The organism is Amycolatopsis sp. GA6-003, assembly GCF_046267895.1.
Lineage (GTDB): Bacteria > Actinomycetota > Actinomycetes > Mycobacteriales > Pseudonocardiaceae > Amycolatopsis.
On record NZ_CP176499.1, the window covers coordinates 2,143,410 to 2,156,761 of the forward strand.

11 protein-coding genes, 1 pseudogene and 1 riboswitch are annotated in these 13,352 nt (G+C 71.4%); all 12 genes and pseudogenes read right to left on the minus strand.

All coding sequences use genetic code 11. From position 1 onward, the window contains the following. Positions 1-15: 15 nt before the first annotated feature. Positions 16-94: riboswitch (S-adenosyl-L-homocysteine riboswitch) on the minus strand. Between the two features lie 44 nt (positions 95-138). Continuing rightward, positions 139-741: a maleylpyruvate isomerase family mycothiol-dependent enzyme gene (locus F9C12_RS09120; RefSeq protein WP_409465540.1), complete on the minus strand. Its 603-nt coding sequence runs from the start codon at positions 739-741 to the stop codon at positions 139-141. A 4-nt stretch (positions 742-745) separates the two neighbouring features. Next, on the minus strand, positions 746-2,116 hold the full coding sequence (locus tag F9C12_RS09125; RefSeq protein ID WP_409465541.1) for a carboxylesterase/lipase family protein: 1,371 nt from the start codon (positions 2,114-2,116) through the stop codon (positions 746-748). Positions 2,117-2,367: 251 nt separating this feature from the next. Further along, a pseudogene (locus F9C12_RS09130) lies at positions 2,368-3,177 on the minus strand (YbhN family protein); the annotation flags it as partial. Continuing rightward, positions 3,129-4,145 (minus strand): glycosyltransferase family 4 protein, encoded by a 1,017-nt coding sequence (locus F9C12_RS09135; RefSeq protein WP_409465542.1) that lies wholly within the window; start codon positions 4,143-4,145, stop codon positions 3,129-3,131. The pseudogene F9C12_RS09130 and the gene F9C12_RS09135, both read right to left, overlap by 49 nt. 47 nt (positions 4,146-4,192) lie before the next feature. Next, a complete protein-coding gene (locus tag F9C12_RS09140) occupies positions 4,193-5,032 on the minus strand; it encodes an aldo/keto reductase (RefSeq protein ID WP_409465543.1) in 840 nt (279 codons plus the stop codon). 43 nt (positions 5,033-5,075) lie between these two features. Further along, positions 5,076-5,405 (minus strand): STAS domain-containing protein, encoded by a 330-nt coding sequence (locus F9C12_RS09145; protein WP_409465544.1) that lies wholly within the window; start codon positions 5,403-5,405, stop codon positions 5,076-5,078. Positions 5,406-6,140: 735 nt separating this feature from the next. Further along, positions 6,141-6,659, minus strand: a complete 519-nt coding sequence (locus F9C12_RS09150) for an SsgA family sporulation/cell division regulator (RefSeq protein ID WP_409465545.1) — start codon at positions 6,657-6,659, stop codon at positions 6,141-6,143. A 358-nt stretch (positions 6,660-7,017) separates the two neighbouring features. Then, a complete protein-coding gene (locus F9C12_RS09155) occupies positions 7,018-7,320 on the minus strand; it encodes a hypothetical protein (protein WP_409465546.1) in 303 nt (100 codons plus the stop codon). Positions 7,321-8,260: 940 nt separating this feature from the next. Further along, positions 8,261-9,667: an L-fucose/L-arabinose isomerase family protein gene (locus tag F9C12_RS09160; protein WP_409465547.1), complete on the minus strand. Its 1,407-nt coding sequence runs from the start codon at positions 9,665-9,667 to the stop codon at positions 8,261-8,263. A gap of 6 nt (positions 9,668-9,673) precedes the next feature. Beyond that, positions 9,674-10,675, minus strand: coding sequence for a substrate-binding domain-containing protein (locus F9C12_RS09165; RefSeq protein ID WP_409181573.1), 1,002 nt, complete (start codon positions 10,673-10,675; stop codon positions 9,674-9,676). A gap of 21 nt (positions 10,676-10,696) precedes the next feature. Further along, the gene (locus F9C12_RS09170) at positions 10,697-11,686 is read right to left on the minus strand and encodes an ABC transporter permease (protein WP_409465548.1); all 990 of its coding nucleotides are present in this window, start codon (positions 11,684-11,686) and stop codon (positions 10,697-10,699) included. Next, complete coding sequence (locus F9C12_RS09175; protein ID WP_409465549.1) at positions 11,683-13,212, minus strand: sugar ABC transporter ATP-binding protein; 1,530 nt, start codon at positions 13,210-13,212, stop codon at positions 11,683-11,685. Before F9C12_RS09175 ends, F9C12_RS09170 begins: the two co-directional genes overlap by 4 nt. Positions 13,213-13,352 lie beyond the last annotated feature (140 nt).

A 13,352-nucleotide genomic window follows, 5' to 3' on the forward strand; every position in this document is an offset into this window, starting at 1 on the left:
CACCTCCGCATGAAGTCCACGGAGGCGCCCTTGGGAATGGTGGTGCCGGCCGAGCGTGGCGGACCACCGGTCCGTTGCAGCGCCTCTCGACCTGGTGGTCAAGACTACCGGATGTGACCACCCCGCGGGCAGGAGTGTTCACTCCTCGGGAATCGAGCGGTCCTCGAGCGGGCTGCCCCGCCACTTCCAGCCGGTCCGCCGGGGCCGTCCGGGCAGGTCGATCCGGCCGGCGCACCAGCGCAGCGCGTCCCAAGCGTCGGGAATCGGCTCCTGCTCGGGGAAAAGCCGCGCGACGACGCGGGCGCAGACCTCGCGCGGCGGGTCGATCGCGGCGCCGAGGCCCCGTGCGATGTCGTCGCCGTGCAACAGCAGTTCGACGCAGCCCATCGCGGCGAACCCGGCCGGATCGGAGCGGCCGGTCGGGTGGTAGGCGCGGTCGTCCGGCCGGCTGTTCCGGACCGCGGCGGCCAGCAGGCGACCGCCGGTGAGGGCGAATTCGAGCAGTTCGGCCGGGGACGCGCCGGCGTCGGCTTTGGCGAGGAAGCGCACGTAGCGGTCGGCCGGACGGCTCACGACTTGCGCGGCGTAGGACAGGAGCGTGTCGCCGAGGTGCTCGGCGGTGTACCGGCAATCCCAGTCGAGGTCGCCCGCCGGACGGGTCCAGTCGCCGCCGGTGACGGGTTCGAGAGCGGCGGACAGGCGGGTGAGGGCTTCGTCGAGGTCTTCGGCGCGCACGGTCATCCGGTCAGCGTAGAGAAGCCCAGAACCCGCAATGGTGCTCTTTCGCGAAGCCGGTCAACGGCTGCGCGCCGCCCGGCCGGTACGCGACTGCCTTCCCGGTCGGGCCGCCGCGGACGAACGCGGTCCAGTCGTCCACCATCCGGTCCGCGAGCCGTTGCTGCGCCGGGGTGAATGTCGTTGGCTGCTCGGCGAAATCGAACAGGTAGGGCAGTTCCGCGGTGTGCGTGGCGCCGAGCGGGAACGGCGCCCGCAGCGCGGCCCCGGCCGGCGAGGTCGGGTCGTTGAACTCGTAGGTCGACACGCTCGGCAGCGAGCTGGCGAGCCGCGCGGTCGGGCAGGCGAACGCCCAGTCCGTGACAGCCGCCGCGTACGCCAGCGATGCGTTGCCGCTGAACGCGTCCGCCGGGTATTCGCGAGCGACCGCGTCGGCCTGCGGGAAGACGCGGGCCAGCGCTTGCGGATAGCCGTGCCGCGTGACCTCGCGCCCGGCCGCCGCCTGCTCGGCGAGGAAATAGGTGAACTCGTCGTGCGTCGTGCCCAGCAGCACCGGCACCGGAGTCGCCGGGACCTTGCCGGGCAGCACCGAACCGCCGGTGACCGGGCCGGGCATCTCGATGCCCGCGATCGAGCCGTACGCCGGTGCGGCCAGGAGTTTCCGGTCGGGCAACGCGCGCAGGCAGGTCGCGGCGGTCCGCCGGTCGGGGCACCCGCGCGCGGCGGCGTACTCGACGCTCTCGCGTTCGGCCGCGGGCAGCGTCGCCTGCGCCTGGCACGGTCCGCTTTGGATGATCGCGGCCCGGAACAGCCCGCGCGAGCCGGGCGCGACCAGGTGGTCGCACACCGACATCCCGCCCGCGGACTCCCCCGCGATCGTCACCTGGTTCGGGTCGCCGCCGAAGGATTCGATGTTGTCGCGCACCCAGCGCAGGGCCTGCTGCTGGTCGAGAAAGCCGTAGTTGCCCGGTTCCGGGCCCAGCGCCGGGTCGGCGAGGAAGCCGAGCGCGCCGAGCCGGTAGTTGAGCGTCACGACCAGCACGTCGCCGCGTTCGACGAGCCGCGCGGCGCCGTAGCGGTCGCCGCCGCCGCTGAGGAACGCGCCGCCGTGCAGCCACACCAGAACCGGCCGCGCGCGCTCGCCGGCCGGCGGGGTCCAGACGTTCAGGTAAAGGCAGTCTTCGCTGGTCAGGGCTCCGTCGGCGGCCTGCGGGCAGCGGGGCCCTGGTTTCGTGGCGTCCCGCTCGCCCGCCCAGGGCTCGACCGGGGCGGGCGGCTGCCAGCGCCGCTCGCGGACAGGCGCGGCCGCGTACGGGATGCCCTGGAAGAGCCGGTGTCCGGGAGCGACACTGCCGCGGACGACGCCGGCTGCGGTGTGCACGACGTCGCCTGCCCGGCTGATCGCCGCGTCCGAAGCCGCGCAGGCCGGCGCGGCCAGAACTCCGACGACGGCCAGCGCCGCGCACCACCGTCGCCGAATCCTCCGGAAAGCCGCCGCCACCGGCCGGACGATACCGGCCGGGCCTGCGGGTCCGGCCGCCGGATCATCCGGCGGAGCGCGAGAACCGCCCCGCCGGGCAGCGTCGAGACCAGGCCGAGCACGCCGTAGCCGACCGCGACCGTCACGCCCTGCTCCGCGCCCAGCCCGGCGGCGGCGAACGACACCGCCGCGGCGCCCTCGCGCGGGCCGAATCCGCCGACGTTCAGCGGCATCCCCATCGCCAGCAACGCGAGCACCAGCAGTGGCAGCAGGACGCTCAACGGCGCGGTCGCACCGGCGGCCCGGGCGGCGACCGCGAACAGCGTCAGATGGCCCGCCGCCGCGACCACGGACCAGCCGGTGACGCCGGGCCACGCTTCGAGCACGCCGGTCCGGAGGTCGGCTGCCCAGACCCGGCGCAGCCGTTGCCGGATCGCCACTGCGACGGCTAAGAGGGCCACGAGCACGACCCCCAGGCAGATCAGCACCTGCCGGGGCAACAGCTCCGGCCGGAAAACCACGACCGCCAGCCCGGCGATCACGACCACGGTTTGCCCGGCGGCGCGTTCGAGCACGACCGCCCGGATACCGCGGCCGACGTCGCCGGAGCGTCGGCCGTGCTGCACCGCGCGGTGGACGTCGCCGAGCACGCCAGCCGGGAGGATGCCGTTGAGAAACTGCGCGCCGTAGTAGTCGCCGACGGCTTCCCGGAACGGCAGGGGCAGGCCGAGCCGCGCCGCGACCAGCCGCCAGCGCGCGGCGCTCGCGAGGGTGGTCACCACCCCGATGACCAGGGCTGTCGCGATCGGCCCCGGGCCCAGTGCGCGCAGACCGCCGGCGAACGCCCCGGTGCCGAGCCGCCACCACAGCGCGGCGAGGAGCGCGGCCCCGGCCAGCAAACGCAGCCACCGCATCAGCCCACCGCCAAGATTCCGCGCAACCGGGTCGCCGCGGCAGCCCATCCCTCCAGGGTGCGCGCTCGTGCGGCAGCTGCGGTACGGAGTCGTTTCCGCAGGTCAGGGTCGTCGCGCCAGCTTCGGAGCGCTTCGGCGAGCGCCGCACTGTCGCCGGGCGGGACGAGGAGGCCGGGTTGTTCGCCGTCCGGGGCACGGCCGAGGGCGTCGGGCACGCCGCCGACTTCCGAGGCGAGCACCGGAATGCCGCGGGCGAGCGCCTCCGTGACGACCATGCCGTACGTCTCGGCAAGCGAAGGCAGGACCAGCAGGTCGGCTCGGTCGTAGGCGGCTTCCAGCTCCGACCCGGCGAGCGGACCGGTGAAGCGGGCCCGGGGATGGCGCAAGCTGTTGGCGTAGGCCGGGTTTCGGGTGCGTGAGCCGACGAGGTCCGCGCGGAGTCCGTCCACTTCAGACAGTGCTTCGAGCAGAAGGCCCTGGCCCTTGCGCGGGGTCAACGCGGCGACGCAGATCAGCTGGGACACCCCGTCCGTCCCGTTCGCGCGCGGCGCCGGATCGGTCCCCGGCGGTGCGATGTGGACGGTGGCGAGGCCGTGGCGCCGCTCGACGGCGTGGGCGGCGGCGGGGCTGGTGACAATGACCTGGCGCGCCAGGTGGAGCGTCTTCCGTTCGCGGGCGTCGAGGTCAGCCGCGCGCCGCGGGTCGAGGCCGGTTTCGTCGGCGAGCGGCAGATGCACCAGGACAGCCAGGTCGAGCCGGTCCGCGTGCCGGGCGAGGACGTCCGGCACTCCGCAGGCGACCAGGCCGTCGAGCAGCACCTTCGCCCGGTCGGGAACCTCGGCGAGGACCTGGTCCAGCTGCTTTTCCGCGGCCTGCCCAGGATCCGGCCAGGCCCCGTCGACCGGCCGCAGCCGCGCCGGCAGCTGCTCGGCCATCCGGCGGTCGTAGGTGTTGCCGCCGCTGGGCACGCTGCGGTCGTCGATGTCGCCGGGCACTACGAAACAGGACAGTCGCACGCTGCCTCCCTCCTGACAGGAGACAACGGGCGACGGGCCGATCCGGTTCAGCCTTCGAAGGTGTCCGGGTCGAAACCGGTGCGGCGGCCCTCGTCCAGGCCGCTGAGGACGTCGAGGTCGCCGTCGCTGAGGGAGAAGTCGAAGATGTCGATGTTCTCCCGCATCCGCTTCGGCGACGACGACTTCGGGAACACCACGTTGCCGAGCTGGATGTGCCAGCGCAGCACGATCTGGGCGGGTGTTTTGCCGTGTTTCTCGGCCAGCTCGGCCAGCAGCGGGTCCTCGAGCACCTCGCCTTGGGCGAGCGGGCTCCACGCCTCGGTCACGATGCCGTGCGCCTCGTGGTAGGAACGCAGTTCCGGCTGCTGCAGCGCGGGATGCAGTTCGATCTGGTTGACCGCGGGCACCGTCGCCGACTCCGCGGCCAGCCGTTCGAGGTGCGCGACCTGGAAATTGGACACCCCGATCGCGCGGGCCTTCCCGGCGCGCAGCAGCTCCTCGAAGCCGTGCCAGGTGGCGACGTACCTGTCCTGTTTCGGCAGCGGCCAGTGGATCAGGTAGAGGTCGACATAGTCCAGGCCGAGCCGTTGCAGGCTGCCCTCCATCGCGTTGATCGCGTTGTCGTGGCCCTGTGCGTCGTTCGCCAGTTTTGTGGTGACGAAGATTTCTTCGCGAGGTACGCCGGATTCGCGGATGCCCGCCCCGACGCCTTCTTCGTTGCGGTACATCTGCGCGGTGTCGAGGTGCCGGTATCCGGCCTCCAGCGCTTCGCGCACCGCCGAAGCCGTTTCCTCCGGCGGGATCTGGAAGACGCCCAGGCCGAACTGCGGAATCCGGACGCCGTTGTTGAGTTCGAGCTGCGGAACGCGGTTCGTCTCGATCGTCATGTCGGCGGCCTACCCGTGCCCGGCGGCGGTGAAACTCCCTCGATCAGGCAGCGACCGCGTCGCGCAGGATCTCGTCCGCGCCGGTCACCGCGAGACACCGCCGGACCGCGTGCGCTTTCCCCGGCACGACAGTGAAGCCTGGAATCCGTTCGTGCGCGTCGAGCAAGGCGCGCACCCCCGCGCAACTCAGAAACGCGACACCGGACAGATCGACGACCACCGGCCCGGCCAACGACGCGACGGCGGCTTCGAAGAGATGCACGGTAGCCGCGTCGAGGTCGCCGGCTAGGGCGAGGTGGATCGCGTCCGCCCGCCTAGCCGAACGGACGGTCAATTCCTCCGGCGCGGTGACGCCGGGAAGGTGGAGAGTCATGGGTTTGCGCTCCTTTCGCAGAGACCTGCTTGGGGCGCTGACCGCAGTATGTTCCGGACAACAGCCAACACAGGCGACGGTACGCGCTCTGCCAGTGCGGTCAACCCGGGTGACCACGGGTTCACTCGCGCGGCAGCGGAACCTGCCCTGATCGGAGAGCCTGCTCCGGCAGTGCGGTACCGGGTTGCGCTGCGGGCGGAGGCTGGTCGGCGCGTTGTTGGCGGGTTGCCGGTTTTCGCCGGGGCGGTGAGGGTTTGTTCATCGGGCGTTCATGCGCGGGCACCTGGGTGGGGGATGCCTGGCTGGGGCCGCGTTGGTGCCGCTGCTGCCGGTTCTCGCTTACGGGAGCGCTCTGCGGGCCTGGCACGGGGTTGCGCTGATCCTCGCAGGACGGAGCGCCTGGCTTCAGCTGGCCGAGAGGAACACTCCGGCGGGTGTTCGCACTGCGGCTGCCAAGTCTCGCCGCAAGAGGCCGCCTTGCTTCAACTGGCCGACACGAGCGCTCCGCGACCCAAGCGGCGTGCGCGCCACTGCTGTCGGTTCTCGCAGCGCGAGTCTGCGTGGCTTTGGCGGGCCGACGGGAGCACGCTGTGACCCCACCGGCATGCGCGCCACTGCTGCCGGTTCCCGCAGCGCGAGCCCACCTAGCTTCAACTGGCCGACGGGAGCACGCTGTGGCCCGACCGGCCCCTGCACCGCGACTCTCGACCCCTCGCGGCACGAGCCCGCCTTGCTTCAACTGGCCGACGGAAGCACTCCGCGACCAAGCCCCGCCCGCTCCCGAAGCAGGTCGCCTGCCCGGGAGCCTGCCCGGCGCGGGCCGGGCGTCCACTGTGGACTGTCAGTCGCGCAGGGCGAGCTTCGCGAGTCCTCGTCGAAGTCGAAGCAACGGTCTTCGGAGCCGACCGGGACCTCGTCGTAGGTGCGGTCGAGGAAGTCGGCGAGTTCGCTCGCCGCCGCCTCGAGCACCGCGGAACCGTCGGGGGCGTTCAGCTCCACCAGCACGCGGCTGTCGTCGGCGGCGGGGCGGACCCGGACGTCGCCGTCGCCCGCCGGGGCGAGCAGGCCGTCGGCGAGCAGGTCGCGGCCGAACAGCCAGCGCACGACACCCCCGCCGGCGTGGTAGCCGACCGACACCGCGAACGGATCCGCCGGGTCGTATTCCACATCGGCGCGCACCGGCAGCGGGACGGACCCGAACGTGCGCAGCCCGAAGATGATCGTCGCGCGGACGACCTGCGGTTCGGTTTCCACGACGGCGCCTCCTTCGTTATCCGGTCGCGAACCTGTCCGGACCGAAGTGAATGTTTCTCAATAAGTAACGCGCCGTAAGAGCCTAAGCTGCCCGACCGAGCAGATTTCACTCCAACGGTGGAGATCTACGTCTCAGTTGGCTACGCAAGGGCAGCATTGACAGCAGGAAGGGGCAACCCTCCCCTCGCTCCCCCATCCGGCCCAGGACAGCTTCGACCTGCGAAAACGACGAGACACGATCGGGGACCCAGCGGTCCCCGAGGGCGGCGGAGCGGACGATTTCCCGCCGCCGGACTATTTCGGCCCGATGTCCGGCAAATCGTTTCAAGCCGGAATAACGGCTCGATCGGCAGGTGGTTCAGCTCGCCGCGGCCAGCCCGACGAACCGCGCGGCCCCGAAGGCGAACGCGAGATACCCGAGCACCAGCGCGGCCGCCGCGAGACCGCGCCCCTTGGAAACGGCTCGGCGCACGCCGACGTGGCCGAAAACGATCGCGACGACAGGCAGCACCAACGGCCCCAGCACGGTGACCGGCTCGTAGTAGACGGCGTCGCCGAAACTCGTCCCGCCTGCGGGATAGGTCCCGAGGAACAAAAGCCAGCTGACGATGCCGAGCACGAACGCGGTAATGCCCGCCCTGCCCGACGGCTGTTCACCCATGCGGCGAAGTTATCCAGCAGAGGTGGGACCGGTCCCCGGCCGTGCCCGGGCGGCTCAGGGGCGGGGATTCGGGCGGTCGCACGCGCCGCTTCAGCACGGCAGCAACAGAACGCCGTGCCTCGCCCCAACCCAACGTCGCTTCACCGCGCCCGCTCCAGAGCAGAACCGCGATGGTGTTGGCAGCAGGGAGCCTGCCGGTATGTGGGCCCATTGAAGCGGTGCGGTCGCGAGGAAGTGGTGGGGGCGCGCTGCCTAGCGGGCCGGAGTGGCGGAGGTGAATGACCGGGTGCCCGATGCTGCGGCGTCGCGATTCCGGCTTGCTTGGGCGTGGGTGGTTGCCAGGCGCGCGGAAGCAGCCATGGATTTGGCTGGGAGTGATATGCGGAGTTTGTGGCTGGCGTGCTGGAACGGCCCGGACGAGCGACCGGACCCGCACTGCGCGGGCGCGGGTGTGCCAGCCGCGTGCAAGCGAATGGGAGCGATCCGCGAGGTTTGCGACTGGCGCGCTGGAACGGCCCGGACGAGCGACCGGACCCGCGCTGCGTGGCGCCGGGTGGTCGCCAGCCACGTGCGCGAGGTTTGCGACTGGCGCACTGAAACGGCCCGGACGAGCGACCGGACCCGCACTGTGCGAGCGCGGGGGTGCCAACCGCGTCCAAGCGACCGGGAGCAACACGCGAGATTCGCCACCGGCGCACCGAAACAGCCCCGACGAGCGACCGCACCCGCACTGCGCGGGCGCGGGGGGCGCCAGCCGCGCTGAAGCAGCCATGGATTCGGCTGGGAGCGATGCGTGGAGTTTGCGGCTGGCGTGCTGGCGCGGCGCGGATGAGTGACCGGTCCCGCACTGCGTCGGGCACGGTTGCCAGGCGAAGCGTGCGGGGGTCGGCGGGGAGCGATGGTTGGCCTACGAACGACTGGCCTATTCCACCCCGCCCGATCAGCGGCTCCACTCCTCCACTCGCACCCCCATCAGCCCAGCCGCCGCTCGCAGCTCCCTTCGTCGGTCCCCGGGCACCGCGTGGATGTGGTTCGCTCCGAAGTGCGACAGGAACGTCTCCGCGGCCACCTCCAGGCGTGCGAAGGCATGCGGCCACTCCGGCGTCGACCGCGACACCAGGTCCTTCGTGGTTCGCTCGTCGTAGTTCTCGAACTCCCCCAGCACCATCTGCAGCCGGTATTCCCCGTCCCAGCGGCTCAGCCGTGCCAGGGTCATCCGGCCGGGGGCGGCGATGTGCTGCACCGAAGCGCCGCCCGCGGGGAAGAAAAACACCTCCGGGTACAGGTGCACGCGGGACAGGTTCTCCGCCGGATCCTCGCTCCGCGCGGCGAACCACGTCGCGTGCTGGCCGGAGTTGCACAGGTCCCACACATCCCGGTCCGGGTGGTAGTGCCGGACGTCCGCGAACAGCACTGGCGTCCCGGTGATCCGGTGCATCAGCTGCATGGTCAGCGCGCCGTCCATGTCTGCTTCGGTGGCGGTGACGTGCACTGCCTTCGGGCCGTTCCAGTCGTAAGGATCGTTGAGCAGCGCTTCGGCGACATCGGCGGTCGCGAAGTGTTCGGTCAGTTCCGGTTGTGCTTTGATCCCGGAGAAATCCAGGTGGCGTTCGGCGGCGACATCGCGCACGGCAAGGTAAAGACGCAGTTGGCGTTCCAATAACTCCGGCGTGAGCCGATCCCCATCATAATGCACAGTCGCCTGCTCTTCCAGCCATTTCCGGCCGCTGACCGCCTCGGCCGCACCGCCGGATTCGGCGCGGCGGACGAGTTCGTACTGGTCGATTTCCTCGACGTCCACCCCGAATTGGCGCATCCACTGATCGGTATTGGCCACCGCGGTGTTCATCCCCATCGGCCGCCCGCCGAAGCGGCCGAAGGTCGAACCGCGCAGGGCGCCGACCGCGGCGGCGGCGCTCGCGTGGGCGCCGACTTCCGCGATCAGCCCGGCGTCGGACGGGGCGCCCCACAGGCGGGTGTGCGCGCGGCCGATCTGGTCGAGCGCGCCCCCGGCGGCGAGCATTCCGACCAGGCCGGGCTCGGTCGGGTCGGTGCTCGCGACCAGCAGCAGCGGGCCCGGCGTCGCGTCCGCGGCCAGCATGGTGAAGTGCGGAAAGGCCCACACCGCGTAATAAAACACCGTCACGTCCACCGAACTCGCCGCGACCGAGCGCGCGGCCGCGGTCGCGGTCGTGTTCGTGGCGACCAGTCCTCCGGTGACCACGTCGTGGCCCGCCGCGGTCAGCGCGGCGGCGAACTCGTCCGCTTTGGCCCGGATGAAACCGGTGTTCCGCCGGTGCACGTGGTCGCGTCCGTCGGAGACGGCGAGGAGGCCGATGCGCGCCATAGGGGGTCAGCTCCGGTTCAGTTCGGCGTAGACCTGGGCCGCGTTGTCGCGCGTCACCAGGCGGGTGGGCAGGGTCTGCGTCTTCGCCACGGGCTGGCAGTCGACGAGCAGTTTCTTCGCCGCCGCAACGGCTTCCTTGCCGCCGGTGGGGTAAATGAACGTCGCGGACAGCCGGCCGGCCTCCACCGCCTTGATGCCGCCCTCGGGCACCGGCAGGCCGTCGATGCCGACGATCGGCAGGTCCGCGCGGCCCGCGTTCTGCGCGGCGATGCGCGCGCCCTCGGCCATCGGGTCGTTTTCGGAGAACATCGCCTGCGCGTCCGGATGCGCCTTCAGCAACGCGTCCGCCTGCTGCTGCCCCTTGTCCCGCAACCAATCCGCGTCCGCGCTGCCCACCACGGTGATATTCCGGTCGGTGATGCCCTGGTTGAATCCGTCGCTGCGTTCCTTGGCGGGCGTCGACCCGGCGAGCCCCTTCAGCTCGACGACTTTCCCGCCGTGCGGCAGCAGTTTCTCGGCGAAGAACTTCCCCGCCTGCCGGCCGATGTCCACATTGTCCGCACCGATGAACGACGTGTACCCGTCGCCGTCGACCTTCCGGTCCAGCACGAGCACCGGAATCCCCTGGTCGTAGGCCTTCTTCACCACCCCGGTCAGCGGCGTCGCCTCGTTCGGGCTGATGATCAGCAGGTCGATTCCCTGAGTGAGAAAGGTGTTGACCTGCTCGACCTGTTTCGCATTGTCCTGCGCGGCATCCGCGTAACTGACGCTGAATTGCGGCACCCCGGCCGCCGCTTTGCGGATGTCGTCGTCCATCCGGACCCGATACGGTTCGGCGAGATTCGCCTGGCTCATCCCGATTTTGTATTTCCCGCTCGGGCCGCGGCACTGTTTCGCGGCCGGCGCGGTCCCGGACGACGCGCCCGGCGCGTTCTCGTGCGTGGTGCCGCAAGCGGCGACGAGGGCCAGCCCCGCCAGGACCGCTCCGCCGCGGAGGATGCCGGACATTGCGCCTCTTTCCCCGAACGTCTAGACCGTGGCCGGGCGCAGCCGCTGCAGGCCCGCGGCCAGCACGATCACCACGCCGACCACGATCAGCTGGACGTTCGCATCGATGTCGTTGAGCTGGAGGATGTTGTCGAGCACGCCGACCAGCAGGGCGCCCGCGACGGTGCCGGACACCGACCCGCGCCCGCCGGACAGGCTGGTCCCGCCGATCACGACCGCCGCGATGGCGTTCAGCTCGTAGCCGGTGCCGTCGTTGGGCCCGCCGAAGTTGTACTGTCCCGCGTGGACGATCCCGGCCAGCGCGGCGAGCAGCCCGCACAGGCCGAAGACCAGCACTTTCACCCGGATCACCGGCACTCCGGACAGCACCGCGGCCTTCTCGTTGCCGCCGATCGCGTACACGTGCCGAGAGAACGCGCTCGCCCGCAGCACGAGCACCGCCAGAGCGGCGACGACCACGAAGAACAGCGCCGGGATCGGCACCACGCCGCCGAACGTCCGCTCGCCCAGCAGCGAGAACGGCACCGGAGCCTGGCCGGGACCGGTGCCGTAGGCGATCGAAACGCCTTCGCCGCCGGACCACATGCGCGCGATGCCGCGGGCGATCTGCATCCCGGCGAGCGTCACGATGAACGACTGGATCCGGAACCGCGCGCTCGCGATCCCTTGCACCAGGCCGAAACCGAAGCCGAGCGCGAGGATCGCCAGCAAGCCCGGCACGAGGCCCCAGCCGCCGCTGGTGAGCAGCAGCGCGACGCCGACGCTGGCCAGCCCCATCACCGAGCCCACCGACAGGTCGATGCCGCCGACCAGGATCACCAGCGTCATGCCGACCGCGATGATGCCGATCTCGGAGATCGCGCGGACGACGTTGAACAGGTTGCCGCTGCCCAGAAACACCAGCTCCCCGTCGCGGTGCGGGGAAAAGACGATCGCGGCGGCGAACACCAGCACGAGCCCGAAGACGCTCTGGAACCGGAACACCGCGGCCAGCACGGCGCGCCCGGTCACCGGACGTCTCCCATCGACGCGGCGAGCAGTTCCGCCTCGCCGGCGCGGGCGGTGTCCAGCTCGTGCACGCTGCGCCCGCCGCGCAGCACAACCACGCGATCGCACACGCCGACCAGCTCCGCCGGTTCCGACGACGCCAGCACCACCCCGACGCCGCCGCGCGCGGCCTCGCCGAGCAGCCGGTAGATCTCCGCCTTCGCCCCGACGTCCACGCCGCGCGTCGGCTCGTCCAGCAGCAGCAACGCCGGTTCGGTGAGCAAAGCCCGGCCCAGCACCACTTTCTGCTGGTTCCCGCCGGACAGCGAACCCACCGGATCGGCGAGCGACCCGAGTTTCACCCCGAGCCGCCCCGCTTCTTTCCCGGCCACCGCCCGCTCGCGCCGTCCGGGAACGATCCCGAACCGGGCCAGCCGGTCCACAATGGACAGCACGGTGTTCGCCACGACGGAATGCTCCAGCGCCAGCCCCGCGATCCGCCGGTCCTCGGGCACGAACGCCATCCCCGCCCGCAGCGACGCGCGCGGCGACCGCGGCCGGAACTCCTTGCCCCGCAGGAAAATCCTTCCCCGGAGAACCTTGCCGCCGGACGCGCCGTACAGCGTCTCCAGCAACTCGGTCCGCCCCGCGCCGAGCAATCCGGCAACCCCGACGATCTCGCCCGCCCGCACGGTGAGACTGATCCCGTCCGGCTCCCGCCGCCCGGCACGCGGCCGCACCACGAGATCTTCGACGCGAAGCACCTCGTCCTGATCCGGCGAAGACACGCTGTCCGCGCGGAACATCAGGTGCACCGGACGGCCGGCCATCGCCTCCGCCGCCCGTTCCGCGGTCAGCTCCGCCGCGCTGAACTCCGCGACGACCTCGCCGTTGCGCAGCACTGTCGCCCGGTCCGCGACCCGGCCGATCTCGTCCATCCGGTGCGACACGTAGACGATCGCGGCCCCGTCGGCGCGCAGCTGGTCGATGACCGTGAACAGCCGCTCGACCTCGCGCGGCGACAGCGCCGACGTGGGTTCGTCCATCAGCAGGATCCGCGCGTCCAGCGACAGGGCTTTCGCGATGGTGACGAGCTGTTGTTCGCCGGTGCGCAGCCGTTCGACCGGCGTGCGCGGGTCGAGGCCGACGCCGGACCGCTCCAGCACCTCGCGCGTGGCCGCGACCATCCGCCGCCGGTCGACCGTGCCGGCCCGGGTGTGCGGTTCGCGGCCGAGGAAGACGTTCTCCGCCACCGAAAGCGCGGGAACGAGGTCCAGTTCCTGGTGGATCATCGCGACCCCGGCGCGGCGCGCGTCGGCCGGGCGGGCGAACCGGACCGCCTCCCCCGCGATCCGGATCGCCCCTCCCCCCGCGGCGATTTCCCCCGACAAGATCTTCAGCAGCGTGGACTTGCCTGCCCCGTTCTCGCCGAGCAGCGCGTGCACCTCCCCCTTCGCCGCGGTGAAATCCACCGCGCCCAGGGCACGCACCCCGCCGTAGGTCTTGCTGACGCCGGCCAGCTCGACCAGCGCGACGCCACCGTCGCCCATGCCCCGCCCTCTCGGCCCGCCCCGCGTCGAGAAATCGATTACTCGGACCGTAGGGGGCCCCGCGAGGAGTGTCAAGGGTCACAATTTCCCACCTCAGGGGAGCCTCAGCTCCGGTTCGTCCGGGCGCCCTCCGCACCGCC

Coding starts and splice junctions, on each gene's coding strand:
- F9C12_RS09120 (WP_409465540.1), bottom strand. CDS start 741: ATGACCGTGCGCGCCGAAGACCTCGACGAAGCCCTCACCCGCCTGTCC.
- F9C12_RS09140 (WP_409465543.1), bottom strand. CDS start 5,032: ATGACGATCGAGACGAACCGCGTTCCGCAGCTCGAACTCAACAACGGC.
- F9C12_RS09145 (WP_409465544.1), bottom strand. CDS start 5,405: ATGACTCTCCACCTTCCCGGCGTCACCGCGCCGGAGGAATTGACCGTC.
- F9C12_RS09155 (WP_409465546.1), bottom strand. CDS start 7,320: ATGGGTGAACAGCCGTCGGGCAGGGCGGGCATTACCGCGTTCGTGCTC.
- F9C12_RS09160 (WP_409465547.1), bottom strand. CDS start 9,667: ATGGCGCGCATCGGCCTCCTCGCCGTCTCCGACGGACGCGACCACGTG.
- F9C12_RS09165 (WP_409181573.1), bottom strand. CDS start 10,675: ATGTCCGGCATCCTCCGCGGCGGAGCGGTCCTGGCGGGGCTGGCCCTC.
- F9C12_RS09175 (WP_409465549.1), bottom strand. CDS start 13,212: ATGGGCGACGGTGGCGTCGCGCTGGTCGAGCTGGCCGGCGTCAGCAAG.